General features: G+C 69.5%; 25 protein-coding genes. 7 read left to right on the top strand and 18 right to left on the bottom strand.

Features of this window, described 5'->3' with window-relative positions; genetic code table 11:
- Nucleotides 1–8: 8 nt before the first annotated feature.
- From LZ009_RS05705 to LZ009_RS05685, 5 genes are all read right to left on the bottom strand, one after another.
- On the bottom strand, nt 9–422 hold the full coding sequence (locus LZ009_RS05705; RefSeq protein WP_275696900.1) for a DUF1801 domain-containing protein: 414 nt from the start codon (nt 420–422) through the stop codon (nt 9–11).
- An 18-nt stretch (nt 423–440) separates the two neighbouring features.
- The gene (locus LZ009_RS05700) at nt 441–950 is read right to left on the bottom strand and encodes a GNAT family N-acetyltransferase (RefSeq protein ID WP_275696899.1); all 510 of its coding nucleotides are present in this window, start codon (nt 948–950) and stop codon (nt 441–443) included.
- 6 nt (nt 951–956) lie between these two features.
- Nucleotides 957–1,322: a hypothetical protein gene (locus tag LZ009_RS05695; RefSeq protein ID WP_275696898.1), complete on the bottom strand. Its 366-nt coding sequence runs from the start codon at nt 1,320–1,322 to the stop codon at nt 957–959.
- Nucleotides 1,319–1,636, bottom strand: coding sequence for a hypothetical protein (locus LZ009_RS05690; protein ID WP_275696897.1), 318 nt, complete (start codon nt 1,634–1,636; stop codon nt 1,319–1,321). Before LZ009_RS05690 ends, LZ009_RS05695 begins: the two co-directional genes overlap by 4 nt.
- 64 nt (nt 1,637–1,700) lie before the next feature.
- Nucleotides 1,701–2,666: an MBL fold metallo-hydrolase gene (locus LZ009_RS05685; RefSeq protein ID WP_275696896.1), complete on the bottom strand. Its 966-nt coding sequence runs from the start codon at nt 2,664–2,666 to the stop codon at nt 1,701–1,703.
- A gap of 153 nt (nt 2,667–2,819) precedes the next feature.
- Between LZ009_RS05685 and LZ009_RS05680 the strand changes: the two genes are divergently transcribed.
- Nucleotides 2,820–3,758, top strand: coding sequence for an MlaD family protein (locus tag LZ009_RS05680; protein WP_275696895.1), 939 nt, complete (start codon nt 2,820–2,822; stop codon nt 3,756–3,758).
- Here the strand turns inward: LZ009_RS05680 and LZ009_RS05675 are convergent, their stop codons facing one another.
- The 6 genes from LZ009_RS05675 to LZ009_RS05650 form a co-directional block, all read right to left on the bottom strand.
- Complete coding sequence (locus LZ009_RS05675) at nt 3,759–4,313, bottom strand: cytochrome b (RefSeq protein ID WP_275696894.1); 555 nt, start codon at nt 4,311–4,313, stop codon at nt 3,759–3,761. It abuts the gene before it with no gap.
- The gene (locus LZ009_RS05670; RefSeq protein WP_275696893.1) at nt 4,313–5,344 is read right to left on the bottom strand and encodes a GNAT family N-acetyltransferase; all 1,032 of its coding nucleotides are present in this window, start codon (nt 5,342–5,344) and stop codon (nt 4,313–4,315) included. Before LZ009_RS05670 ends, LZ009_RS05675 begins: the two co-directional genes overlap by 1 nt.
- A 19-nt stretch (nt 5,345–5,363) precedes the next feature.
- Nucleotides 5,364–5,741 carry a c-type cytochrome gene (locus tag LZ009_RS05665; protein ID WP_275697121.1) on the bottom strand — a complete coding sequence of 126 codons (378 nt, stop codon included), beginning with the start codon at nt 5,739–5,741 and terminating at the stop codon, nt 5,364–5,366.
- 101 nt (nt 5,742–5,842) lie between these two features.
- The gene (locus tag LZ009_RS05660) at nt 5,843–6,505 is read right to left on the bottom strand and encodes a class II aldolase/adducin family protein (protein ID WP_275696892.1); all 663 of its coding nucleotides are present in this window, start codon (nt 6,503–6,505) and stop codon (nt 5,843–5,845) included.
- Complete coding sequence (otnK, locus tag LZ009_RS05655; RefSeq protein ID WP_275696891.1) at nt 6,502–7,779, bottom strand: 3-oxo-tetronate kinase; 1,278 nt, start codon at nt 7,777–7,779, stop codon at nt 6,502–6,504. Before otnK ends, LZ009_RS05660 begins: the two co-directional genes overlap by 4 nt.
- A gap of 9 nt (nt 7,780–7,788) precedes the next feature.
- A complete protein-coding gene (locus LZ009_RS05650; protein ID WP_275696890.1) occupies nt 7,789–8,703 on the bottom strand; it encodes an NHL repeat-containing protein in 915 nt (304 codons plus the stop codon).
- 148 nt (nt 8,704–8,851) lie between these two features.
- On the opposite strand from LZ009_RS05650, the gene LZ009_RS05645 reads away from it, so the two are divergent.
- Complete coding sequence (locus tag LZ009_RS05645) at nt 8,852–11,026, top strand: ATP-binding protein (protein WP_275696889.1); 2,175 nt, start codon at nt 8,852–8,854, stop codon at nt 11,024–11,026.
- Nucleotides 11,027–11,029: 3 nt separating this feature from the next.
- Here LZ009_RS05645 and LZ009_RS05640 read toward each other — a convergent pair whose 3' ends face one another.
- Nucleotides 11,030–11,875: an alpha/beta hydrolase gene (locus LZ009_RS05640; protein ID WP_275696888.1), complete on the bottom strand. Its 846-nt coding sequence runs from the start codon at nt 11,873–11,875 to the stop codon at nt 11,030–11,032.
- A gap of 63 nt (nt 11,876–11,938) precedes the next feature.
- Nucleotides 11,939–13,213 (bottom strand): MFS transporter, encoded by a 1,275-nt coding sequence (locus LZ009_RS05635; protein ID WP_275696887.1) that lies wholly within the window; start codon nt 13,211–13,213, stop codon nt 11,939–11,941.
- A 175-nt stretch (nt 13,214–13,388) separates the two neighbouring features.
- Here LZ009_RS05635 and LZ009_RS05630 point away from each other — a divergent pair, with 175 nt between their 5' ends.
- Nucleotides 13,389–13,592: a hypothetical protein gene (locus LZ009_RS05630; RefSeq protein ID WP_275696886.1), complete on the top strand. Its 204-nt coding sequence runs from the start codon at nt 13,389–13,391 to the stop codon at nt 13,590–13,592.
- A gap of 6 nt (nt 13,593–13,598) precedes the next feature.
- Here LZ009_RS05630 and LZ009_RS05625 read toward each other — a convergent pair whose 3' ends face one another.
- Nucleotides 13,599–14,252: a dihydrofolate reductase family protein gene (locus tag LZ009_RS05625; protein WP_275696885.1), complete on the bottom strand. Its 654-nt coding sequence runs from the start codon at nt 14,250–14,252 to the stop codon at nt 13,599–13,601.
- Between the two features lie 47 nt (nt 14,253–14,299).
- Between LZ009_RS05625 and LZ009_RS05620 the strand changes: the two genes are divergently transcribed.
- Nucleotides 14,300–14,686, top strand: coding sequence for an MmcQ/YjbR family DNA-binding protein (locus LZ009_RS05620; protein ID WP_275696884.1), 387 nt, complete (start codon nt 14,300–14,302; stop codon nt 14,684–14,686).
- A 4-nt stretch (nt 14,687–14,690) separates the two neighbouring features.
- Here LZ009_RS05620 and LZ009_RS05615 read toward each other — a convergent pair whose 3' ends face one another.
- From LZ009_RS05615 to LZ009_RS05605, 3 genes are read right to left on the bottom strand one after another with little or no spacing between them, the layout of a single operon-like run.
- A complete protein-coding gene (locus LZ009_RS05615; RefSeq protein ID WP_275696883.1) occupies nt 14,691–16,067 on the bottom strand; it encodes an efflux transporter outer membrane subunit in 1,377 nt (458 codons plus the stop codon).
- On the bottom strand, nt 16,064–19,234 hold the full coding sequence (locus LZ009_RS05610; protein ID WP_275696882.1) for an efflux RND transporter permease subunit: 3,171 nt from the start codon (nt 19,232–19,234) through the stop codon (nt 16,064–16,066). Before LZ009_RS05610 ends, LZ009_RS05615 begins: the two co-directional genes overlap by 4 nt.
- A gap of 3 nt (nt 19,235–19,237) precedes the next feature.
- On the bottom strand, nt 19,238–20,449 hold the full coding sequence (locus tag LZ009_RS05605) for an efflux RND transporter periplasmic adaptor subunit (protein WP_275696881.1): 1,212 nt from the start codon (nt 20,447–20,449) through the stop codon (nt 19,238–19,240).
- A 105-nt stretch (nt 20,450–20,554) separates the two neighbouring features.
- Here LZ009_RS05605 and LZ009_RS05600 point away from each other — a divergent pair, with 105 nt between their 5' ends.
- Together LZ009_RS05600 and LZ009_RS05595 are read left to right on the top strand one after the other, a co-directional pair.
- A complete protein-coding gene (locus tag LZ009_RS05600; protein ID WP_275696880.1) occupies nt 20,555–21,172 on the top strand; it encodes a TetR family transcriptional regulator in 618 nt (205 codons plus the stop codon).
- A 139-nt stretch (nt 21,173–21,311) separates the two neighbouring features.
- The gene (locus LZ009_RS05595; RefSeq protein WP_275696879.1) at nt 21,312–21,701 is read left to right on the top strand and encodes a hypothetical protein; all 390 of its coding nucleotides are present in this window, start codon (nt 21,312–21,314) and stop codon (nt 21,699–21,701) included.
- Nucleotides 21,702–21,759: 58 nt separating this feature from the next.
- Here LZ009_RS05595 and LZ009_RS05590 read toward each other — a convergent pair whose 3' ends face one another.
- Nucleotides 21,760–22,341, bottom strand: a complete 582-nt coding sequence (locus LZ009_RS05590) for a hypothetical protein (protein ID WP_275696878.1) — start codon at nt 22,339–22,341, stop codon at nt 21,760–21,762.
- Between the two features lie 177 nt (nt 22,342–22,518).
- Here LZ009_RS05590 and LZ009_RS05585 point away from each other — a divergent pair, with 177 nt between their 5' ends.
- Entirely contained in the window at nt 22,519–23,025 is a 507-nt protein-coding gene (locus LZ009_RS05585; RefSeq protein WP_275696877.1) for a cupin domain-containing protein, read from the top strand.
- Nucleotides 23,026–23,036: the final 11 nt, after the last annotated feature.

Below are 23,036 nucleotides of genomic sequence, written 5' to 3'. Positions count from 1 at the left end.
ACACCTGCCTAAGCGTTGCCCCAGCCCGGAATCGCGGCCGCCTGCGCGATCCACGCGGCAAGCTGCGCCTCGTCGAAGGAACCTTCGCGCAGGTCGATCCAGCGTGCCTCCTTCGCCGAGCCGCCCGGTGGCACGGGCCGCAGCGCCGTCCCCTTGAAGAAGGTCAGCTTCACGTAGTGCGTGAAGACGTGGAAGCTGGCGAACCAGCCTTGCCCCGGCAGGCCGTACATCGGCGAGTTCCAGCGCACCGCCTTCTGCACGCCCGGGACGGTGCGGGCGATCAGGTCGTCCAGCTGCTCGCCGACGCCGCGCTTCCATCCCGGCATCGCCGCGATGTACGCCTGCACCGGCGCGTCGCCATCGGCCTTGGCGATCTGCGGGTTGCCGCCGGCGAGGAGCCGGGGCGAGTTGGACGATGGCACGCTACGTCCTCCCTTGAGTCAGGCTTCGTGGATCACGGACATCATGTACTCGTCGACGTACACGCCATCCACCAGCAGCGAGGAACGGCGCACGCCTTCCACCTGGAAGCCGCAGCGCAGGTAGACCGCGACGGCGCGCAGGTTGGACGTGTGGACGGTCAGCTCCACGCGGCGGAGCCCGGCTCCGCGCGACCATTCGAGCGCGGTTTGCAGCATCCGCGTCGCGACGCCCTGCCCCCAATGCGACTTGGCCACGCCGAGCGCCAGCGACGCGGAGTTTCGAAGCCGCCTCACTTCCCCGCCGACGGCGGTCAGCAGGCCGATCGGCTGGCCGGCATCCTCCGCCAGGATCACCAGGCTGTTGGGGCGGCCGTTGAGGCGGGCGATGCGCTTGCTTTCGTCCTCGCCCGTCTGCACGAACTCGCCGGGCTCCCAGAGCATGTTCGACGTCTCGGCGAACAGCGTGCGGCGCAGTCCGATAAGCGCCGGTCCATCGGCTTCGACTGCGCGGCGAACGAGGAAGGTCATGGGCAATCAGTAGGCCGCGCGCACCCGCGTCGCATTGCGATCACCGCGGGACAGGCAGGTGACCCAGGGCTGGCCACTCGGGTCGGACTTGAACTGGAACTCGGTGCCGTCGGGCATTCGAGCCCGGACGGTCAGGACATAGTTCGAGGCCATCAGCCCGGCAAGGTAGTGGGTCTCGTGCGACGCCAGGATCGTTGCGGCCGCGCCGTCGAATCGCAAGCCGGCGCCCGGAGGCGAGAACACCGTGCCGCGGAACTGCTGCATCGCGCGCTCCCGCCGTTCCAGGTGGGCCGTCATGCCCGACTTGAGGCCGGACCAGAGCACCAGGCCGGCGCAAGCGGAGACGAGAAGGAGGACGGCAAGCTCGATCACGCCCCCTGCTCCTTCACCCGCTTCACCTGCTCCAGCTGGAAGCGGAAGTCCTCGATCGCCTTGCGCTCGCCGGCATCCAGCTTCTCCAGCTTGATGTTGTCCAGCAGGACTTCCAGCGCATCCCCGATGCGTCCCAGTTGCCGTCCGTAGCTGCCCACCTCGTCGAGGATGCGCTGCTCCAGCGCCGGGTTGGCGCTCCTGCCCAGGTTGATGTTGACCAGCCCGAACTGGCCGCCCTGGGGCTGGAAGACCCAGTTCCAGGGGTTGATGGCCTGGATGACGTCGCCGGAGAGCGGCAGCTTGAAATCGGGCATGGGAGCCTCCTCGCCTGGGAAGGCCCCATTCTGCGCAAAAGGCGGGCGTTGCGCCCGCCTCGTTTCAGCAGCCCGCCACGCACTTGCCCGCGGCGTCGAACTCCATCGTCCTGCCCGAAAGCGGCACGTGCACGGGCATCCGGGCGGCCTTGACGAAGGCTTCGGTCTTGCTGCCGGGGCGCACCTTGCCGCCCACGGTGCCTACCTCGTTTGCATGAGAAGCGATCACCGAAGCGGGCTTGACCAGCTCGTTCATCACGTAGGCCGCTTCGGCCGGGCCGGTGGTGAAGCCGTCGCCGATGTTCATCACGGCCAGCTTCGCCTGGTAGAGGTCGCGCACGACGCGCTCCTGGTCGGCGGTGACGCCGGTGTCGCCCGACAGGTAAGCGACCAGGCCGTTGCTGAAGCGCAGCACGTAGCCGGTGGCCAGGCCGACGTCGCCCGCGATGCCGGCGTCCTTCATGGCCTTGCCCAGCTCGCCGCCGATGTAGTCGGGGTCGAGGCCGTTGCTGTGCATGGCGGTGACGGTAGCGATGCGCACGCCGTTGACGGTGACGCTGCCGCCGAAGCGCGCGAGCATCGCATTGGCAGGGTTGCCGCCATTGGCCTTGAGCTTGGCCGCGAAGAAAGGCGGCATCTCGCTGCCGGTGACGATCTTGGAATTCTTCGCCAGCGCGATGTTCACGGCCAGCGAATTCGGCAGCGCCGACACCGACATGTCCGGCGCTTCGCAGCTGCCGGAGTTGGGCGCCTTGTTGTGGGCGTTGCCCAGGTGGTCGCCGTGCATGTGGCTGACCAGGATGATGTCGATCTTGCCCAGGCGCGGGTCCGCGGCGCCGGCCACGGTGCGGCCCGGGTCGTAGAGGATGCGCGTGCCGTTCGGGTCCTCGAACACGAGCGCGCGGTCCTGCGGGCAGAACTCGCCGTCGATGCCGCCCAGCGGCGTGACTTTCACCGCCTGCGCGGCGGCCGGAAGGGTGAATGCGGCAAGGGCCATGGCCGCGGCGGCAAGGCAGGTCGAGCGTTTCATGCAGTCTCCTGGGCTTCGTTGTGGCAAACCGGTGGGCGGCATGATGCGGCGGCGGCCTGCCCCCGTAAATTGCATCCTTTGGAACAAACGTTCCACTCCGTGCATCAATGCAGGAAGCGCACCGCCGATCCAGCCACTCATCCGGAGAACGCCATGCCCACCAGCGCGGAAGCCAGAGCCAGGGTCCTGTTCGCGACTTTCCTGCTGCTGCTCGCCGGCGGGGGCGTGGCGTGGTGGCTGTTCACGGCACGGGCCCACACGACCTACGAGCTGCGTTCGCGCGATTCCGTGTCGGGGCTGATCGCCGGAGCGCCGGTCGAATTCCACGGCGTCGAGGTCGGCAAGGTGGCGCAGGTGCTGCTGGCCGACCCGCGCACGGCCCGCGTGCTGATCGAGGTGCGCAAGGACGCGCCCGTCACGTCAGCCACCGTGGCGACGGTCATGGGACGGGGACTGGCCGCGCGCGGGTTCACCGGCTATGTGTACGTGAGCCTGGAGGACGGTCCCGGCGCGAGCGGCAAGCCGTTGGTAGCGCTCTCCGGCCAGCCTTATCCGCAGATCGCGCTGGCCCCGGCGCAGATGGTCAGCATCGACACCGCCGTGCAGCAGATGAACAGCAACGTGCAGCAGGTCAGCACGCTGCTTCAATCGACCTTCGATGCTTCCACCGTGGCGGCGATGAAGGAGACGATGGCCAGCCTGGACCGCGTCACGCGCACGCTGGCCGCTAACAGCGCGCGGCTGGAGACGATCCTCGCCAATGCGGAAAAAGCCAGCGTGCAGGTGCAGCCGCTACTGCAGGCGAGCAGCGCCACGGTGCGCACGGTGCAGGCGCAGTTGCTGCCGCAGGTCCGCGCCATGCTGCAAGGGGCCGAGCAGGCCGGCGCGCGGCTCGAGCCGCTGCTGGCGTCCAGCCAGGACGCGGTGTGGTCGCTGCAGTTCCAGGTGCTGCCGCAGGCGGAGCAGGCGATGGGACGGCTCGACCACCTGTCGGCGACGATGGACGATGCGGTGACCCGGTTCCGCAGCAACCCGGCGTCCTTGCTGCGGCGCGCGGCGGTCGCGCCGGGGCCGGGCGAGGTAGCGCAGTAGTCAGCGGCCGGGCAGCATGCGGCGCAAGGTGTCGTCGTGCCGCACCCAGTGGTGTCCGAGCGCCGCGGCGGCATGCAGCGCCCCCACGGCGACCAGGGCATACCCCAGCCAGCGGTGGATCGCGATCGAGGCGTGGAACCAGTACTCGTTGTAGGGTCCGATGTCCGGCAGCTCGAACCAGCCGAAGAAGGTCACGGGATAGCCACCCGCCGAGGACATCCACCAGCCCGTGAGCGGCAACGCCAGCATCAGCGCGTACAGCGCCAGGTGCACGAAGCGCGCGGCCACCTGCTGCCACATCGGAAGTCCCTGCACCAGCGCCGGCAGCAGGTTGCCCACGCGCCACCCCAGGCGCAGCAGCACGGCGGCCAGCGCGACCAGGCCCAGCGCCTTGTGCACGAGGATCAGCGTGATCTTGACCTGGTCGAAGCCGACGTCCGGCAAACGCACCATGTAGACGCCCATCGCGACCAGCACCGCCAGCAGCAAGGCCATGCCCCAATGCAGCGCGATGGCGATCCAGCCATAGCGATCCGGCCGGTTGGCCAGGGCCATCAGCGCGGCCCGGCGAGCGCCTGCGCCAGCGCGTCGCGCTCGACCTGGAGGATGCGCACCTGCCGGTACGGCTGGAAACCCAGCGCCGCGTTCACCCGCAGCATGGGCGCGTTCGATTCGGCGTTCTGCGTGGTCACGTACTGCACCTGCGGCAACTCGCGCGCCAGCAGCGCCAGCATCCGCGCCTTGGCCTGCCGCGCGAGGCCCTGGCCGCGGAAGGCGCGCGCCACGCCGGTGAAATGCTGGTCGGCGGTGGTGGGCAGTTCGGCATGCCACATCGCTTCGCAGACGGCGGCCACCGTGTCGCCCGCCATCGCCACCACCATCAGGTGCGAGCCGCCGTCTTCGTCCATGCGCCGGTAGATGTTCCGGTAGCGCGCCGCGTCGGGCGGTGAAGGCGGCACGTCCAGCTCGCCGCGCGGCACGTCGCCGATCAACTCCGCCAGCGTCGGCAGCAAGGCATGCAGCCGTTCGACCGGGACGCGGCCCGCATGGGTTTCCCAGCGGAGCGCGCCGTCGTCTTTCGCCTGCCAGCGCTCCAGGTCGTCCCAGGGAACGTCGGCGAGGCGCAGCCGGTTCTCCACGGCGCGGAATTTCTCCTGCGCCGCACGCCGCAGCAGGAAGGCCGCGGAAGCGTCGTCATGCGTCTCCAGCGTGACGGCCGTTGCCCCGCGTTCAGCCATCACGGGCAACAGGTGCGCCAGCAATGCGGAGCCCACGCCCTGGCGGCGGCTGGCGGCCAGGACCCCGCCCCGCACGTGGATGAAGCGGGCGAACTGTTCGTGGTTGGGGGTGCCTTCCCGCCGCCACCAGGCGGCCGCCGTGCCCACCACCTCGTCGCCGCGCCAGGCGTTGAAGATCCGCCAGGCGTTCGTGGTGTTGGGCGCCACGAGGTTGCGCTGGCGGTCGGCGTCGGCGGCAACGGGGAGGTCGGGCGTGTCCTCGGCGGACCGCTCCCGGCAGAAGCGGTGATAGGCCGCCCACTCGGCGGCAGTGGCACTTTCCAGATCGAGTTCGTGGATCGAGACCAAGGCCGCTCCTTGCGTTTGCCTACTGCCGCTGCGCCGCGCGCGTCACCTCGTCCTGCTGCGCGCGGACCGCCGCCGGCCACTGCGCCTTGATGAAGGACAGCACGGCGACGATGTCGGCGTCCGCCAGCACGCCTTCGTATTTCGGCATGGCCGTCACATAGTCCGGCATCTTCGCCGCGCGCGCAACACCGTATTTGGTGATGTCGAACAGCACCTGGTCCGGGTGGTGCCAGGTGTGGCCGCTGGCATCGTGCGGCGGGGCGGGCAGCCGGCCGGAGGCGTCGCGCTCGTGCCAGTTGGCCTGGCCTTCCAGCCGGGCGCCGTGGCAGGCGGCACAGTGGGCGGCGTAGATCGCCTGGCCGCGCGCAACGACCTGCGGGTCGTCGGGGCGCAGCAGGCTGCCCGGGTTGCGGTCGCAGCCTGCGAGGAGCAGCAACGACAAGAGGAGCGCGATGCGGAAGCCCTGGGTTCCCGCCTGCGCGGGAATGACGGATGCGGTCACCACTGCGCGCCGAAGACCTGGCGCAGCTCGTCGATCTGCGCGGGGGCGAGCGCCGCGGCCTGGCCGCCATCCAGCACGGCGAGCCTGGCCGTTTCCTCCAGTTCCTCCAGCGTGGCCGCGGCCGTCGCCGGGTCCTGCGCCCACACGTTGGGACCCAGGCGCGCCAGCATCACCGCGCGCAGCTGCACGCCGCGCCGCGCATAGTCCGCGATGCGTTGCGCCACCAGCTGCGCCGCCGCGGCATCGCCGGGGCGGTGGTAGGGAACCAGCGGCACCCGCCCGACTTTCATCACGAAATACGGCGTCAGGGCCGCCAGCAGTTCGCCTTGCTCGGCGCGCGGATCGGGCCGCAGGGTGAGCGCCACGCAATGCGCGCTGTGGGTGTGCAGCACGCTGCGCGCATCGGTCGCCGCATAGATCGCGCGATGCAGAGCGATCGTCTTGCTTGCGCGATCGCCCGCGAGCTGCTTGCCTTCGGCATCCAGCCGCGCCAGCCGCTGCGGCTGCAGCGTGCCCAGGCAGGCGTCGGTGGGCGTGATCAGGAAGCCGCCGTCCTCCAGCCGCACGCTGATGTTGCCGGCGGTGGCATGCACGTAGCCGCGGTTGAAGAGCCGCGCACCGGCGGCGCAGATCTCGTCGCGGGCTTCGTTCTCGGTCATGCGCGCGCCAGCTGCGTGAACGCTTCGGTGAAGAAGTCCGGGCCGCCGAAGTTGCCGGACTTCAGCGCGATGTGCAGGCCTTCGGGCGCCACTTCGGGTTTCGCATGGCACCACGGCACGCCGGGCGCGATCTGCGGGCCGATGCGCAAGCGCGAGATGCCCAGGGCCTGCACGCAGGAGCCCGAGGTCTCGCCGCCTGCCACCACCAGCTGCCCCACGCCTTGCTGCACCAGGCCGCGCGCGATGCCGGCCAGCGCCAGTTCCACCAGCGCGCCGGCGCGCTCGACGCCCAGCTTGGCCTGCGCCGCCTTCACCGACTCGGGCTGCGCGGTGGCGTACACCAGCACCGGGCCCTTGGCCACGCGCGGCTTGGCCCAGGCGAGTGCCTGCGCGATGAGATCGGCGCCCGAGGCCAGCGCCAGCGGGTCGATCGCGAAGCCTTCGCCGCCCGCCTCCAGGAAATTCTTCACTTGGCCATTGGTCGCCACCGAGCAGCTGCCGGACACGATGGCGCGCAAGCCGCGCGCGGGCGGCAGTTGCGCCGCCGAAGCGTCACCGGCCTTCAGGCCGAAGTTCTGCGGCAGGCCGATGGCGATGCCGGAGCCTGCCGTCAGCAGCGGCAGCTTGGCCCACGCCGGTCCGGCCGCCACCAGTTCCTCGTTGCTGGTGGCGTCGACGATCGCCATCCGCACGCCCTGCTGCCGCAGCTGCGCGATGCGTTCGCCGATGCCGGTGGCGCCACGCGCCACGCTGCGATAGTCGATCAGGCCCACCTTGCGCTGCGTCTGCCCCTGCAGCACGCGCACGAGGTTCGAATCCTGCATCGGCGTCAGCGGGTGGTTGCGCATGCCCGACTCGTGCAGCATCTCGTCGCCCACGAACAGGTAGCCCTTGAACACCGTGCGGCCGTTGTCGGGAAAGGCCGGGCAGGCAATGGTGAAGTCGGTGCCCAGCGCGTCCATCAGCGCTTCGGTGACGGGGCCGATGTTGCCGGCCGGCGTGGAGTCGAAGGTGGAGCAGTACTTGAAGTAGATCTGCGTCGCGCCCTGCGCCTGCAGCCACTTCAGCGCCTGCAGGCTCTGCGCCACCGCGTCGGCGGCGGGGATGGTGCGGCTCTTGAGCGCGACCACCACGCAGTCGGCCGCTTCGTCCAGCGGGCCGGCAGGCACGCCGATGGTCTGCACGACGCGCATGCCGCCGCGCACGAGGTTGTTGGCGAGGTCGGTGGCACCGGTGAAGTCGTCGGCGACGCAGCCGAGTGCAATCTTGTTCATGGGGTGGGGCTAGCGCAGCGCGCCGGTGTCGATCTGGAAGAGGAAGGGAAAGTGCGTGTCCCAATGCTGGTACTTGCGCGTGCCGGATTCGGACAGGCCCCAGAGGCGGCCCTGCTCGTCGACGGTCAGGTCCTCGAGGCCGGCGACCATCTCGTATTCGGCCTGCACCTTGCCCTGGCGGTCCAGCCGGTACAGCTTGCCCCACTTGCCGTTGCTGGCCGACACCCAGAGGTTGCCCTGCTTGTCGAAGGCGGCGCCCTGCGCCTCCAGCGGCACCGGGATGGATTCCAGCGCGCGCTCCTGCTGCACGCTGCGGCCATCGTGGTCCTCGAAGAGGCGCGGGTCCAGGCGGAACATGCGGGCCGCGGCGGCGTCCTTGGTCCAGGTGCCGATCCAGAAGTCCTTGCCGTCGTAGGTGGCGTAGGAGCCGCGCAGCAGCCCACCGATCTTCACCGACTTCGAAGCGCCGGCCGACGTGCCGCTGGCCAGTGCCTTCTCCACGTCCACCATGAACAGGGCGCGGGTGTCGGCCAGCATCAGCTTGCCGTTGCCGACGTAGGCCAGGCCGCCCGAATGGGTGCAGGTGCCTGCGGGAATGTCGAAACCGCCCGTGATGCGGCCCGTGGCCTGCTCGATGCGGAAGACGCGGCAAGGGCCGGTATTCGACTTGAGGTCGGGCGTCGGCAGGTAGCTGCTGACGTACAGGAAGCCGCCGGCGCTGGTCAGGCCCTGCGGCACGTAGCCTTCGTCGAGGGCCGGCGTCCAGATGCGGTGGCGCAGGGCCGCGCCATTGGGCACCGTGGCGGTGACGGCATCGAGGTAGGTGGGTCGCACGCCCAGGGCTTGCGGCGGCACCGGGGTTGCGCACCCGGCCAGGAGGGCGGCCGCGGCCAGCAGGAGCGCGGTGAGTTGGCACTTCTTCATGGCGCCAATGGTAGTGCGGCCGCGCGGGCACACATGGAACGCACATGTACCTCGCATCCCGTGTGCCAGGAAAGGCATGGCGCGCGGCCTTCTCCTACAGACCGGCTCGGCCGGGCTCCCCTACAGTCAGCCGATTGGAAAGCATCCCTTGAATCCCCAGGCCGAAGTCACCCTCGACAACTGCGACCGCGAGCCGATCCACATCCCGGGGGCGACGCAGGACCATGGTGCCCTGCTCGCCTTCACGGACGACGGCCGCCTGGCCTGGGCCAGCGGCAATGCGGCGGAATTCCTGGGTGCCCGGCTGCCCGAGCTCGGCGCGCCGGTCGATCCGGCCATGCTGGACGGCCAGCTCCGCGAAGCCTTGGCCAGCCTGGCCGAAGGCATGGCCGGCATCAGCTACCAGCACGAGGTCAAGCGCGGCGACGCCACCTTCGACCTCATCGCGCACCACAACGGCACCCTGCGCATCGCCGAATTCGAGCGGCGCGAGCGGCACGACCTCGACCTGGGCGCGTTTGCCATCATGGCCCACCGCAGCCTGGGCCTCTTGCGCCAGCAGCGCGGCCTGCAGGGCCTGCTGGAAGTGGCGGTGCAGGAACTGCGGGCGCTGACCGGCTTCGACCGCGTGATGGCCTACCGCTTCCGCCACGACGCCAGCGGCGACGTGGTGGCCGAGTCGCGCCGCGACGACCTGGAGCCCTTCCTCAACCGACGCTACCCCGCCGGGGACATCCCGGCCCAGGCGCGGCGGCTGTACGTCGTCAACACCTTGCGCTTGATCGCGGACGTCGGCTCGCGTCCGGTGCCGCTGGCGGGGGTGGGGGGACAGGGCCCGCTGGACATGAGCTACTGCGCGCTGCGCAGCGTGTCGCCGATCCACATCGAATACCTCTCCAACATGGGCGTGGCCGCTTCGATGAGCGTGTCCATCGTCGTGGGCGGCCAGCTCTGGGGCATGCTGGCCTGCCACCACATGGAGCCGCGCCAGGTGCCGTACGCCGTTCGCATGGCCTGCGACGTGCTGGCGCAGCTGCTGGCCAACAACGTGCAGTCGCTGCTGGCGTCGGAACATGCACAGCACATGGCCGTGGCGACGTCGCTGCGCGCCCGCGTGATCGAGCAGACCCTGCATGCCGAGGACGCGCTGCAGGCATTGGGCCCCTTTGCCGGTGAACTGGCGACGACCTTCGGCGCGCAGGGCGTGGTGATCGCCGAGAACGGCCACACGGTTGCCGAGGGCGCGACACCGGCGCAGGCGCAGGCGCTGGTGAAGTGGCTCGACGGTCTCGAGCCCTCCGGCATGCGCGAGGGCCTGTGGTCCACCACCACCCTCACCGGCTTGCCCGCCGACCTGGCCGCCTGCCTCTCGCACTGGTGCGGCATCCTCGCCCTGCGCATCGACGACCTGGGCGGCGGCTGGCTGGTGCTGCTGCGGCGCGAGCAGATCGAGACCATTGCCTGGGGCGGCCGGCCCGAGAAGAACTACGTCAACGGCCCGCTCGGCCCGCGCCTGACGCCGCGCGGCTCCTTCGACGTCTGGAAGGAGACGGTGCGTGGCATGGCCGTGCCCTGGACGCGCAGCGAGCTGGAGATGGCGGGCGCGCTGCGCGACGAACTGGCGCGCGCCGCCAACGTGCGGCATGCAGAGCTCGGACGGGCGCGCAACCAGATGCTGGCCGTGCTGGGCCACGACCTGCGCAATCCGCTGCAGACCATCGCGATGGCCGCGCACGTGCTGGAGCGCGGCGAGGACAGCGCGAAGCTGGGCCAGCGCATCACGCGTTCGAGCACGCGCATGGAGCGGCTGATCTCGCAGGTGCTCGACATGTCGCGGCTGCAAAGCGGCCTGGGGCTCGGCGTGAAGCGGCAGCCGGTGGACATGGTGCACCTGGTCGAGGAGGCCGTGCAGGAAGCGACGATGGCGCATCCCGGCACGCGGTTCGAACTGCAATTGCCGCAGGCCCTGGTGGTGCAGGCGGATGGCGACCGGCTGATGCAGCTGATGGACAACCTGGTGGGCAATGCGCGGCAGCACGGCGCGCCGGATGCGCCGCTGGTGATCCGCCTGCGGCGCGAGGGCAACAAGGCGATCGTGCAGGTGGCCAACACCGCCGCGCCGATCCCGCCCGACGTGGCCGGAACGCTCTTCACGCCCTACAAGCGCTCGTCGCTGGGCAACGAGCGCAATCGCGGCGGGCTGGGACTGGGACTGCACATCGCGCGCGAGATTGCGCTGGCGCATGGCGGATCGCTGAGCTACGCGTACGAGGACCCCCTCGTCGTGTTCACGCTGGAGTTGCCGGGCGCGGTTCTCGGCTGAAGATCAGCCCGAGACGAAATCGACGACCTCCTGCCGCACCGGCGCCAGCCACGCCAGCGGCCTCGCCAATGCGCCCACGAGGGTTGCGTGGCCCACCCGATCGAAGACCTGCACGCGCACCGGTACGCCCGCGGCCTGCAGCCGCGCGGCCAGTCCCAGCGTGTTGCGTTCCGGATTGACCGTGCCGTCCTTGCGCGCCGCCAGCAGCAAGGCGCGCGGCGCGCCGGGCGCGACATGCGTGATCGGCTGGCTGGCCGGCGGCGTGTTCGGCCAGTCGAAGGCCACGCGGCTGTCGGCATCGGTGATCGGCAGGAAGTCGTAAGGGCCCGCGAGCCCGACCCAGCCTGCAAGCTGCGCCGGCCGCAGGCCCTGCCCCGCCAGCCAGTGCGGGTCCAGCGCGAGCATCGCCGCGTTGTAGGCGCCCGCACTGTGGCCCATGAGGAAGATCCGCGCCGGGTCGCAACCGAGCGCCTCGGCATGCGCGAAGACCCAGCGGGTCGCGGCCGCGCAGTCCTGCAGGATCTCCGGCCAGCGCACCTGCGGACTGAGGCGGTAGTCGGCCACCGCCACCGCCGCACCGCGGCTGGCGAGCGCCTCGCCGACGAAGCGGTAGGCCGCGCGATCGCCGCGCGTCCAGGCCCCGCCATAGAAGAACACCACCAGCGGCGGCTTGCTGCGCGGCGCGAGCGGCAAGTAGACATCCAGCCGCTGGCGCGGCAAGGAACCGTAGGCCTGGCCTTCCCGCAGGTCGTAGGTGCCTTGCGGCGCCAGTGCATCGAGGGCCCCGGTGGCGGAACACCCGGACAAGAACCAGGCGCCGGCGGCACCCAACAAGCTACGTCGGCTCATGCGCCCATCGTAGGGTGGGTTCGCGGCAGCGACCCCACCGCGGCTGTAGGACCTCTCCGCGATTCAGGCTGGCGCCATCAGCGTGAACCCCCGCTGCGGCAAGCGCAGCGACAAGGCCGCCGCCGCAATCAACAGCACCCCCGCCAACCCGAACGCCACCCAGTGCGTCCCGAAGTGCTCGTAGCCCCAGCCTCCGAGCCAGGAACTGATCATGCCGCCCACCTGGTGGCCGAGGTAGGCCAGGCCATACAGCACGCCTACCAGCCGCACGCCGTAGACGTCCGCCAGGATGGCCGACGACAGCGCGATGCTGCCCGCCCACACCAGTCCGCCGATGGTGGCTGCCAGGTACAGCTCGAAGTGCGTCCCCACCGCCGCGAGCGCAAAGAAGCCGAGACCGCGCACCGAATAGATCACCGCCAGCATGTTCCGGCGTGGCAGGCGATCCGCGAGGCGGCCCAGCACCAGCGTGCCGCCGATCGCCACCAGCCCGATCACGCCGATGCCCATCGAGCTGTGCATGGGACCGAAGCCGTGGTCCATCAGCATCGGCACGCCGTGGGTGCCCAGCAGGTTCATGCTGAAGCCGCAGGCGAACAGGCCCAGCACGATCTGCCAGAAGGGGCGCGTGCGCAGCACCTCGCGCACCGCGAGGCCGCGCGGCGGCGTGCCCTGCGCGGCGGCGCGAGCCGCGTGGTCGTCCGGGTCCAGGTCGGTGTGCTGCGGCGCATCGTCGCGCATGACGAAGAGCGCCACCGGCACGGCGAACAGTGCGAAGGCGCAGCCGAAGCCGATCAAGGTCGCGCGCCAGCCGAAGTGGGCGATGCCCAGCGCCAGCGCCGGCGTCATGACCGCCATGCCCGCCATCGAGCCGGTAGAGAGGAAGAACAACGCCATGCCGCGGCGGCGCGTGAACCAGGTGCTGATGACGGGCGTCAGGGCCACCGGGCTGGTGAAGCCCAGGCCGACGGAGAGCAGCACGCCGAAGGACAGCAGGAAGGACAGCGGCTCGCGCGCGTTGATCGTCCAGATCACCGCCAGGACGACCAGCGTCGTGCCCGTGAGCAGGACGAAGCGCGTGCCGCGCCGGGCCACCAGCCAGCCCGCCAGCGGCATCGCCAGGCCGTAGCAGATCATGCCGACCGCCACGATCGCCGCCAGCAGGCTGCGGCTGAACCCGAGGTCCTGCGCGACGGGCAGGAAGAACGGGCCTATGCCCAAGCGCAGGCCGACCGAAAGCAGGGTGAGGAAAGCGGCGGCGCCAACGATGTTCCAGCCGAAATACCAGCGCCGTGCGTGGGCCGGTGTGCCGGTACTGCCGGCCTTGTCAGACGTCATGCTACGAGTATGCCTGCCGCGCTATAGGACGCGTCCTATGGCCCATCGGTTCCCGCTCACTCCCCGCATGGAGCCACGACTAGCCCCGAATGGATTGCCGGCTGATGGCCCGGAGCCCGGTCGTCGCCGATAGTTCAATCAAGCCAAACGAGGCAATGCACCGGGGAGAATCACCATGATCGCCACCAACGCCCAACACCAGCTGTGCTTCCGTAGCCTGTTCAACAGCGGCCGCGGATACGCCTTCCCCTGCGACCAGGAAGGCCACGTCGACCTGGACCAGATGAGCGAGCGCGCCCGCAACAACTACTTCTACGCCCGCGCCATGGTCGGCCGCGAGCTGTCCGTCCCGGCCGTCGAGATGGCCGAGCTGCACTGACCAGCTTCAGGACTTCCGCTCCAGCACCACGTGCTGGGCATTCGCGGTGCCCTGGTGCCGCGTACAGCGGTAGCCGAGCTGGTTGAGGTCGAGGCCCGCCAACAGGGCCTCTCCACTGCCGAGCAGCACCGGCGACTGCGCCAGGTGCATCTCGTCGATCAGTCCGGCTTGCAGGTACTGCCGCACCGTAGACACCCCACCACCGATCCGCACATCCTTCCCTGCCGCCGCCTCCCGCGCCCGCTCCAGGGCTTCGTGGATGCCGCCGGTGACGAAGTGGAAGACCGTGCCGCCCTTCATCGGGATCGATTCGCGCGCGTGATGCGTGAGGATGAAGGTCGGCACGTGGTACGGCGGCGTGTCGCCCCACCAGCCTTGCCAGCCGTCGTCCGGCCACGGCCCGCGGCTGGGCGCGAACATGTTGCGCCCCAGGATCCAGGCGCCGACGTTGTCGAAGCTGGAGCGGGCGAAGGCGTCGTCGTCGCCGGTCGTTCCCTCGCCGCTCTTGCCCAGCACCATGGTCTGGAAGGTGCGCGTCGGGACGAACCACTTGTGCAGCTGTTCGCCGCCCTCGCCCAGCGGTGCCTGCAGGCTCTGCCGCGGGCCGGCGCCGAAGCCGTCGATGGAGACCGTGAAGGCCATGACTTTGACTTTGGACATCGCGCGAGCGTAGCGCAAGGCCGGGCAGCACGCTATCGTCACGCCCCATGACGCCTTCCGCCGTGCTGAAGAAACTCAAGGCCTTCGGCCTGTCCCTGCCCGCGACGCAGCCCAAGAGCCCATGGCCGGGGCATGACGACGTGGCCGTCAACGACAAGACCTTCGCTTTCATGAGTGTGTCCAGCGGCGACCTCATCGTCTCCGTGAAGCTGCCGGTGACGGGCAAGGAGGTGCTCCAGCGACCCGACGCCAAGCCCACCGGCTACGGGCTGGGCAAGAGCGGCTGGGTGACCGTGCACCTCACGGGCGAGGTGCAGCTCGAGACCGTGAAGCGCTGGATGATGGAGAGCTACCGTGCGCAGGCGCCGAAGAAGCTGGTGAAGCAGCTGGAGGCGGAGCAGCCGTGGGTGGCGGCAGGGGCGTTGCCGCGTTGATGCCTCACTCCGTCCAGCCGCCTCCCAGCGAGCGGTACAACTGCACCTGGTTCTGCAGGCGCGCCAGCCGCGTCTGCACCAGCCCCTGCTGCGCCGCGAACAGCGAACGCTGCGCATCCAGCAGGTCCAGGTAGCTGGCCACGCCGTTCTCGTAGCGCAGGCGCGCGAGACGATAGCGCGCACCCTCGGCCTCGGCCACGCGCGCCTGCGCCGCCAGCTGGTCGCCGTAAGTCGCACGCCCGGCCAGCGCATCCGCCACGTCGCGGAAGGCCGCCTGGATCGCCTTCTCGTACTGCGCCAGTGCAAGCTCGCGGCCCACCTTCGCCGACTCCAGGTTGGCAGTGTTGCGGCCGGCGTCGAAGATCGGCAGCACCAGCGCCGGCGTCACCGTATAGCCGAAGGCGCCGCCCTGGAACAGGTTGTTCAATTCGCTGCTGGCCACGCCCGCGGCCGCGGTCAGCGAGATGCGCGGGAAGAACGCCGCGCGCGCCGCGCCGATGTTGGCGTTGGCGGCAATCAGCACCTGCTCCGCCTGGCGCACGTCGGGCCGCTTCGCCAGCACTTCGGCCGGCACGCCGGCCGGCAGGTCGGGCAGCTGCAGCTGGTCGGTCGCCACGCCGACGCGGTAGTCGGTGGGCACCGGCGTGCCGAGCAAGAGGGCCAGCGCATTCAGGTCGAGCGCGCGCTGCCGCTGCAACTGCGCCAGCGTGACGCGCGCGCTCTCGTACAGCGACTGCGCCTGGCGCGTGTCGATCTCGCTCGACGCGCCGTTCTCGAAGCGCAGGCGCGTGAGGCGCAGCGACTCCTCGCGGGTCTTCAAGGTGTCCTGCGTCAGCGTGAGCAGCTCCTCGTCGGCCGCGACCGCGAGCCAGGCGTTGGCGACCGAAGCGACCAAGGTGGCCTGCGCCGCATTGCGGCCTTCCTCGGTGGCGAGGTACTGGTTCAGCGCCACTTCGCTCAGGCTGCGCACGCGGCCGAAGAAATCGATCTCCCAGCTCGCGAGGCCCAGGCCGACGCTGTAGGTGGTCGATTCGATGTTGGCGATGTTCGGCGCACGGCTGATCTGGCCTTGCACGTTCACCGTCGGCAGCTGGTCGGCCCGGCGGATGTCGTAGGTGGCGCGCGCCTGCTGGATGTTCAGCACCGCGATGCGCAGGTCGCGGTTGTTCGCCAGCGCCATCGCGATCAGCTCGCGCAGGTGCGCGTCGGTGAAGAACTGCCTCCAGTTCAACTCCGTCGCGGGAGCACCCGCGTTCGCGCCGCCATAGGGGAAGCTGTTGGCCACCGGCGCCACCGGGCGCTCGTAGGTGGGAATGAAGGAGCAGCCCGCGACGGCCAGCGCCGCGGCGGCTACGGCCGTCCAGCGAAGAATCGAATTCATACCTGGTCTCCCGCGGTCGCCCCTGCGGGCATCTCGCGATCGAGCTCGTGGGTGTACAGCTTGCGCTGGCGTTCGCTGCCCTGGAAGCGGCCGCGGATCACCACGAAGAAGATGGGAACGAAGAAGAGCGCCAGCGCCGTGCCGGTGATCATGCCGCCGAGAACGCCGGTGCCGATGGCACGCTGGCTGGCCGAGCCGGCGCCGGTGGCGATGGCCAGCGGCAGCACGCCCAGGCCGAAAGCCATCGACGTCATCACGATGGGCCGGAAGCGCAGGTGAGCCGCCGCCAGGGCGGCGTCGACCACGCTGCGTCCCTGCGCCTGCAGGTCCTTGGCGAACTCGATGATCAGGATGGCGTTCTTCGCCGACAGGCCGATGATGGTGATCAGGCCCACCTGGAAGTAGACGTCGTTCGCGTAGCCGCGCAGCAGCGTCGCCAGCAGCACGCCCAGCACGCCCAGCGGCACGACCAGGATCACCGCGAGCGGGATCGACCAGCTTTCATAGAGCGCGGCGAGGCAGAGGAACACCGCCAGGATCGAGAAGCCGTAGAGGATCAGCGCCTGCGAGCCGGCCAGCTTTTCCTCGCGCGACTGGCCGGTCCATTCGTAGGCGAAGCCGGCCGGCAGCTGCGCCGCGAGCTTCTCCATTTCGTCCATCGCCGCACCGGTGCTGTAGCCCGGGGCCGCGCCGCCGGAGATGCGCATCGCCGGATAGCCGTTGTAGCGGATGGTCTGCATCGCGCCGTTCACCCAGTGGCTGGTGACGAAGGCCGACAGCGGCAGCGCCTTGCCCGAGGAGTTGACGACGTTCAGCTTCAACAGGTCTTCGGCCTGCATGCGCGCCGGCGCATCGGCCTGCACCACCACCCGCTGCAGCCGGCCGCGGTTGGGGAAGTCGTTGATGTAGGCGGAGCCCAGCGCGGTCGACAGCAGGCTGTTGATCGCATCGAAGGACACGCCCAGGGCGTTGGCCTTGTCACGGTCGATCTCCAGCTGCAGCTGCGGCGCGTCTTCGAGGCCGTCGGCCCGCACCTGCGTCAGCACCTTGCTGGCGTTGGCGGCGACCAGCAGCTGGTTGCGCGCGGCGACCAGCGCATCGTGGCCGTTGCCGCCGCGGTCCTGCAGGCGGAAGTTGAAACCCGAGGCCGTGCCCAGTTCGGGAATCGGCGGCGGGCTCAGGGGGAAGATGAAGGCATCGCGGATGCCCGAGAGCGCGCCGAAGGCCCGTCCCGCCAGGGCGCCCGCGGAATTGGCTTCGGCCTTGCGCTCCTTCCAGTCCTTGAGCGTGACGAAGGCGAGCGCCGCGTTCTGGCCCGGGCCGGAGAAGGAGAAGCCCAGCACGCCCACCATGCTCTGCACTTCCGGCTGCTTGAGCACCCAGCCTTCCACCTGCTCCATCACGTTGCGCGTGCGCTCCAGCGTCGCGCCCGGCGGCAGCTGCACGTTCACCAGCATGTAGCCCTGGTCTTCCTGCGGCAGGAAGGACGTGGGCAGGCGCGTGTAGAACAGCACCACGACGCCGGCGATGGCGCCGTAGATCACCAGGTAGCGCGCGGCCTTGGCCAGCAGGCGCGCGACCACGCTTTCGTAGCCGTGCGCCGTGCGCGTGAACATGCGGTTGAACGAGCCGAAGAAGCCGCGCTTTTCCACGTGGTGGCCGGCTTCCACCGGCTGCAGCAGCGTGGCGCACAGCGCCGGCGTGAGCGACAGCGCCATGAAGGCGGAGAAGCCGATCGACGCCAGCATCACCGCCGAGAACTGCCGGTAGATGTTGCCGGTCGATCCCGCGAAGAAGGCCAGCGGCACGAACACCGAGATCAGCACCACGGTGACGCCGATGATGGCGCCCTGGATCTGGCCCATGGCCTTGCGCGTCGCTTCGCGCGGCGGCAGGCCCTCGTGGCTCATGATGCGCTCGACGTTCTCCACCACGACGATGGCGTCGTCCACCACGATGCCGATCACCAGCACCAGGCCGAACATGGTCAGCACGTTGATCGAGAAGCCCAGCGACAGCAGCGCGGCGAAGGTGCCCAGCAGCGCCACCGGCACCACCAGCGTCGGGATGATGGTGTAGCGCCAGTTCTGCAGGAACAGGTACATCACCAGGAACACCAGCACCATGGCCTCGACCAGCGTCTCCACCACCTGCGCGATGGAGATCTTGACGAAGCGCGAGCTGTCGAAGGGGATGTCCCACTTCATGCCCTTGGGGAAGTAGGGCGCGAGTTCGCCCATGCGCTTGCGCACCAGTTCGGCCGTGGCCAGCGCGTTGCCCGAGGGCGAGAGCTGCACGCCGATGCCGGTGGAGGGCTTGCCGTTCAGGCGCGCCGAGGTCGCGAACGACTGCGCGTTGAGTTCGACCCGCGCGACGTCCTTCAGGCGCACGGTGGAGCCGTCCGGGTTGGCGCGCAGCACGATGTCGTTGAACTGCTGCACCGAGCTGAGCTGGCCGTTGACGACCACGGTGGCGGCGATGCCCTGCCCCGTGATGTTCGGCAGGTCACCGATCGAGCCGGACGACACCTGCGCGTTCTGCGCGCGGATCGCCGCGTTCACTTCGGCGGTCGACATGTTGAAGCCGGCCAGCTTCTGCGGATCGATCCAGATGCGCATCGCGGCTTCGGTGCCGAACAGCTGCGCCTGGCCGACGCCGGGCAGGCGCTGGATTTCCGGCAGCACCACGCGCGAGGCGTAGTCGCCCAGGTCCACCGGCGTGTACTTCGGGTCGTCGGAGGAGATGATCGTGAACAGCAGGAAGTTCGAGCGCGACTTCTCGACCCGCACGCCCTGCTGCGTGACGGCCGCCGGCAGGCGCGGCGTGGCGCGCGAGAGGCGGTTCTGCACGTCGACCTGCGCCAGGTCCGGATTGGTGCCGGGCTGGAAGCTCAGGGTGATCTGGCCGGAGCCGGTCGCCGTGGTGGACGACTCCATGTAGATCAGGCCCGGCGAGCCGTTCATTTCCTGCTCGATGACGCTGATCACGCTGTCTTCGAGGACCTTGGCGGATGCGCCCGGATAGGCGGCGGAGACGACGATGGCGGGCGGCGCCACCGGCGGATACTGCGAGATCGGCAGCTGCGTGATGGACACCAGGCCCAGCACGATGACGAACAGCGCGATCACCCACGCGAAGATGGGGCGGTCGATGAAGAACTTGGACATGCGTCAGCTCTTGCCGGCCTGCGAGGCCGCTGCGGATGCGGGCTTGGCGACCGGGCCGGCGGGCCCGGTGCCGCCGGGGGTCCAGGGCACCGGCTTCACCGGCGAACCCGGACGCAGCTTCTGGAAGCCGTCGACCATCACCTGCTCGCCGGCCTTCAGGCCTTCGAGGATCACCCACTGGCCGTTCTGCGCGCCACCGAGCTTGACGGGACGCGGCGCGACCTGGCCATTCGCCGCCACGACCATCACGCTGTCGCCGGTGGTGGCGCGCGTCACGGCCTGTTGCGGCAGGAGCAGCGCGTTGGAGGCCTTGGCCTGTTCCAGCTGCACGCGCACGAACATGCCGGGCAGCAGCATGGCGCGCGGGTTCGGCACTTCGGCGCGGATCGTCACCTGGCCGGTGTTCGGGTCGACGGTGAGGTCGGCGAACAGCAGCTTGCCCGGCTGGCCGTGCACGCTGCCGTCTTCCAGCAGCACGCGCACCAGCGCACCTTCCGCGCCGGCGCGCTTCAGTCGCCCCTGCTCCAGCGCGCGGCGCAGGTTCAGGACTTCGGTCGCAGGCTGCGTGAAGTTGACGTAGAGCGGATCGATCTGCTGGATGACGGCCAGCGGCGTGGCTTCACCCTGCCCCACCAGCGCGCCTTCGGTCACCAGCGAGCGGCCGATCCGGCCGGAGATCGGCGCGGTGACGGAGGCGTAGCCCAGGTTGATCTCGGTCGTCTTGACCGCGGCGCGGGCGGCGGCCACGTCGGCCTCGGCCTGCTTCTGCGCGGCGACGGCGTTGGCGTAGTCCTGCTTGCTGATGGCGTTGGCTTCGACCAGCGGCTTGTAGCGCTCGGCAAGGGCACTGGCCTGGCTCAGGTTCGCCTGCGCGCGCGCCAGCGAGGCTTGCGAGCTGGCGTTGGCCGCGGCATAAGGCGCGGAGTCGATGCGATAGAGCACCTGGCCCGCGCGCACGTCGCTGCCTTCGCGGAACAGGCGGTCCTGCACGATGCCGGCGGCGCGGGCGCGCACCTGCGCGACGCGCGAGGCCTCGAGGCGTCCGGGCAGCTCCGTCACCAGGCCGATGTCGCCGGTGGCGACGGTCACCACGCCCACTTCGGGCGGCGGCGGCGCCGCGCCCGCGCCCGGCGCGCCGTCGCTCTTGCCGCAGCCGGCCAGCGCCGCAGCGAGAAGGGTTGTCACGAACCAAGCGGGAATCTGGCGAAGTGCCATGGGAAGCCTCGGGGGAAATCGGAATCGGAATTGGAAATGCCCGGCCAGACCGCGCCGGGCAGGAGGGAAGCAGTATACATACAAGATTGAATGTATATTCGGTCCATGGTCCGCCGCTCCAAGGAAGATGCCCTCGCCACCCGCAACAGCCTGCTGGATGCGGCCGAGCGCGTGTTCCTGGCCCAGGGCGTCGCCGGCACCTCGCTGAACGACATCGCCGTGGCGGCGGGGACGACCCGCGGGGCGATCTACTGGCATTTCAAGGACAAGGCCGACCTCTTCAACGCGATGATGGAGCGGGTGGTGATGCCCTTGCAGGGCGCCATGGAACTGGTGGAACAGGTCGGCGACGCCGATCCGCTGCCGGCACTCAAGCAATCGGTGCGCCAGGCCTTCCGCCAGACCGCGACCGATCCGCAGACGCGGCGCGTCTTCGAGGTCGCGACGCACAAGGTCGAATACGTCGACAGCCTCTGCGCCGTGCGCGCGCGCCACCTGGACGTGCGGGAGCAATGGATGGGCCAGCTGCGCAGCGTGCTGCGCAAGAGCGCCGCGTTGCGTGGCATGAAGCTGCCTGTGCCGCTGGACGTGGCAGCGCAGGGCCTGCACGCGCTGGTCGACGGGCTCATCAGCAACTGGCTGCTCGAGCCCGCCGGCTTCGACCTGGAGGCCTGCGGCACCAAGGCCGTGGACGCCTACCTCCGCGGTTTGGGACTCGAGTAGGAAGAGGCCTGCGCCCCGAGGGGCGGCTGCCCTTCAACCGGCAAGGGGGCTGGCGCGTCTTGAGAGAGTGCCTTTCAAAGGCATCTTATGGGTAGCTCTCGGAGCATCTCCAATTTCAACTCTCAAAGGAGTCCAGACCATGAAACTCAGCACCTTCACGCTCGCCGCCGCCCTGGCCGTCGCCGGTTCCGCGGCGTTCGCCGACACCACCGTCAACAAGACCGTCTCGGTCGGCCCCAACGGCGAAGTGACCCACGTGGTCAAGCAGACGACCAACCCCGACGGCTCGACCCGCACCGTGCACCGCACGCGCCGCGTCTCCACCGTGACGACGCCGGTCGTGGTGCACACGGCCCCGGTCGTGGTCCATCGCAAGGTCGTGTACCACAGCCCCGAGTGGTACCGCATCCATCGCCATGACCGCGACCACGTGTCCTACCGCCACCACCGCGGCGACAAGTACGCCTTCACCCGGCACGGTGAAGTGCACTACGCCAACTCCGTGCGCCCCCGCCACAACAACAGTTAAGTTGGCCACCAAAGAAAAAGCCCCGCGACGCGGGGCTTTTTTCATGCTCGCGCGAGCATCAGGTCTTGTTGTACTTCTTCTTGGCGTCGGCCACGCACTTGTCCTTGGCGTCGCCCTTCAGGGCTTCGCACTTTTCCTTGGCGGCGCTGTACTGGGCGTCCATGGTGTCGTCCTTGGCGTCCTTGGCCTTCGCGTTGGCGGCAGCCGGGCCGCTGGTGGCGGCGGCCTTCTCGACCTTGGCTGCGCCCTTGGCGGATTCGTGGGCGGCCTTGGCTTCCTTCTTGCACACGTCCTTCTCGTTGCCCTTCAGGGCTTCGCACTTCTCCTTGGCCACGTCGTAGGCCGCATCGGCCTTGACCTTCGCGACCTTGGCGTCGGCGGCGGCGCCGGGCTTGTTCTTCGCGTCGAGTTCCGCCTTGGCGACCTTTTCCTTGGCCTTGGCTTCCTTCTTGCAGACGTCCTTGGCGTTGCCCTTCATCGGGTCGCAGGCCTTCTTGTCGGCCTTCTCGGTCGCTTCGATCTGGTCCTTCTCGGCCTTGTACGCCTTGGCGTCCATGGTGGCCTTGCTGTCGGCGGCGAAAGAGCTGCCCGCGAACGCGCAGCAGAGCACGGCGGCAAGAGAGACGATGGCTTGTTTCATGGTTGTGTTCCTTGTGTCGGGATGAAGGCTGGGGTGCCCTCTCCAGAAACGGTCCTGGCCCGGCGGCAGAAGTCGGACAAGGCGTCGGGCGCGTGTAGTCGCACACCGACAAGCTGATCCGCGGTCCTCCGGATTTGACGCATTGACGAGCAGCACACGGCGTGTACCCTCCTTCCCATGAGCGACCACGACCACGATCACGAGCAGCCGCACGAACACGACGGCGAACGCTGGAAGCACGACGGCGTGCGCGTCATCCCCGGCACCCAGCTCGACGCCAACACGGCGCAGACGCCGGGCATGGACCGCAAGGCGGCGATCAACTTCGCCCGCGTCGGCGCGCAGAAGCTGTGGGCCGGCACGGTCACCATCCATGCGAATGCGAAGACGGGCGCGCACCACCATGGCCACCTGGAAAGCGTGATCTACGTCGTGAAGGGCCGCGCCCGCATGCGCTGGGGCGATCACCTCGAGTTCACGGCGGAGGCCGGCCCGGGCGATTTCATCTACGTGCCGCCCTACGTGCCGCACCAGGAGATCAACGCCAGCCCCACCGAGGCGCTGGAATGCGTGCTTTGCCGCAGCGACGGCCAGGCCGTGGCGATCAACCTGGACATCGAACCGGTCGAAAAACCGGAACAAGTGCTCTGGGTCGACCCCACTCATCCGCAAGGCGGTGTCTAGGGCCCTGGGGC

It is taken from the genome of Ramlibacter paludis, from assembly GCF_022012305.1.
GTDB classification, from domain to species: Bacteria; Pseudomonadota; Gammaproteobacteria; order Burkholderiales; family Burkholderiaceae_C; genus Ramlibacter; species Ramlibacter paludis.
The sequence above is the reverse complement of the archived record's forward strand: the minus strand, read 5'-3'. Positions and strand labels throughout refer to the sequence as shown.

What these genes read in the sequence shown, in the direction of transcription:
- LZ009_RS05650 (WP_275696890.1), bottom strand. Translation starts at nt 8,703, where the DNA reads ATGAAGAAGTGCCAACTCACCGCGCTCCTGCTGGCCGCGGCCGCCCTC.
- LZ009_RS05585 (WP_275696877.1), top strand. Translation starts at nt 22,519, where the DNA reads ATGAGCGACCACGACCACGATCACGAGCAGCCGCACGAACACGACGGC.
- LZ009_RS05595 (WP_275696879.1), top strand. Translation starts at nt 21,312, where the DNA reads ATGAAACTCAGCACCTTCACGCTCGCCGCCGCCCTGGCCGTCGCCGGT.
- LZ009_RS05590 (WP_275696878.1), bottom strand. Translation starts at nt 22,341, where the DNA reads ATGAAACAAGCCATCGTCTCTCTTGCCGCCGTGCTCTGCTGCGCGTTC.
- LZ009_RS05675 (WP_275696894.1), bottom strand. Translation starts at nt 4,313, where the DNA reads ATGGCCCTGGCCAACCGGCCGGATCGCTATGGCTGGATCGCCATCGCG.
- LZ009_RS05680 (WP_275696895.1), top strand. Translation starts at nt 2,820, where the DNA reads ATGCCCACCAGCGCGGAAGCCAGAGCCAGGGTCCTGTTCGCGACTTTC.
- LZ009_RS05625 (WP_275696885.1), bottom strand. Translation starts at nt 14,252, where the DNA reads ATGTCCAAAGTCAAAGTCATGGCCTTCACGGTCTCCATCGACGGCTTC.
- LZ009_RS05700 (WP_275696899.1), bottom strand. Translation starts at nt 950, where the DNA reads ATGACCTTCCTCGTTCGCCGCGCAGTCGAAGCCGATGGACCGGCGCTT.
- LZ009_RS05635 (WP_275696887.1), bottom strand. Translation starts at nt 13,213, where the DNA reads ATGACGTCTGACAAGGCCGGCAGTACCGGCACACCGGCCCACGCACGG.
- LZ009_RS05685 (WP_275696896.1), bottom strand. Translation starts at nt 2,666, where the DNA reads ATGAAACGCTCGACCTGCCTTGCCGCCGCGGCCATGGCCCTTGCCGCA.
- LZ009_RS05620 (WP_275696884.1), top strand. Translation starts at nt 14,300, where the DNA reads ATGACGCCTTCCGCCGTGCTGAAGAAACTCAAGGCCTTCGGCCTGTCC.
- LZ009_RS05640 (WP_275696888.1), bottom strand. Translation starts at nt 11,875, where the DNA reads ATGAGCCGACGTAGCTTGTTGGGTGCCGCCGGCGCCTGGTTCTTGTCC.
- LZ009_RS05615 (WP_275696883.1), bottom strand. Translation starts at nt 16,067, where the DNA reads ATGAATTCGATTCTTCGCTGGACGGCCGTAGCCGCCGCGGCGCTGGCC.
- otnK (WP_275696891.1), bottom strand. Translation starts at nt 7,779, where the DNA reads ATGAACAAGATTGCACTCGGCTGCGTCGCCGACGACTTCACCGGTGCC.
- LZ009_RS05660 (WP_275696892.1), bottom strand. Translation starts at nt 6,505, where the DNA reads ATGACCGAGAACGAAGCCCGCGACGAGATCTGCGCCGCCGGTGCGCGG.
- LZ009_RS05690 (WP_275696897.1), bottom strand. Translation starts at nt 1,636, where the DNA reads ATGCCCGATTTCAAGCTGCCGCTCTCCGGCGACGTCATCCAGGCCATC.
- LZ009_RS05610 (WP_275696882.1), bottom strand. Translation starts at nt 19,234, where the DNA reads ATGTCCAAGTTCTTCATCGACCGCCCCATCTTCGCGTGGGTGATCGCG.
- LZ009_RS05600 (WP_275696880.1), top strand. Translation starts at nt 20,555, where the DNA reads ATGGTCCGCCGCTCCAAGGAAGATGCCCTCGCCACCCGCAACAGCCTG.
- LZ009_RS05605 (WP_275696881.1), bottom strand. Translation starts at nt 20,449, where the DNA reads ATGGCACTTCGCCAGATTCCCGCTTGGTTCGTGACAACCCTTCTCGCT.
- LZ009_RS05630 (WP_275696886.1), top strand. Translation starts at nt 13,389, where the DNA reads ATGATCGCCACCAACGCCCAACACCAGCTGTGCTTCCGTAGCCTGTTC.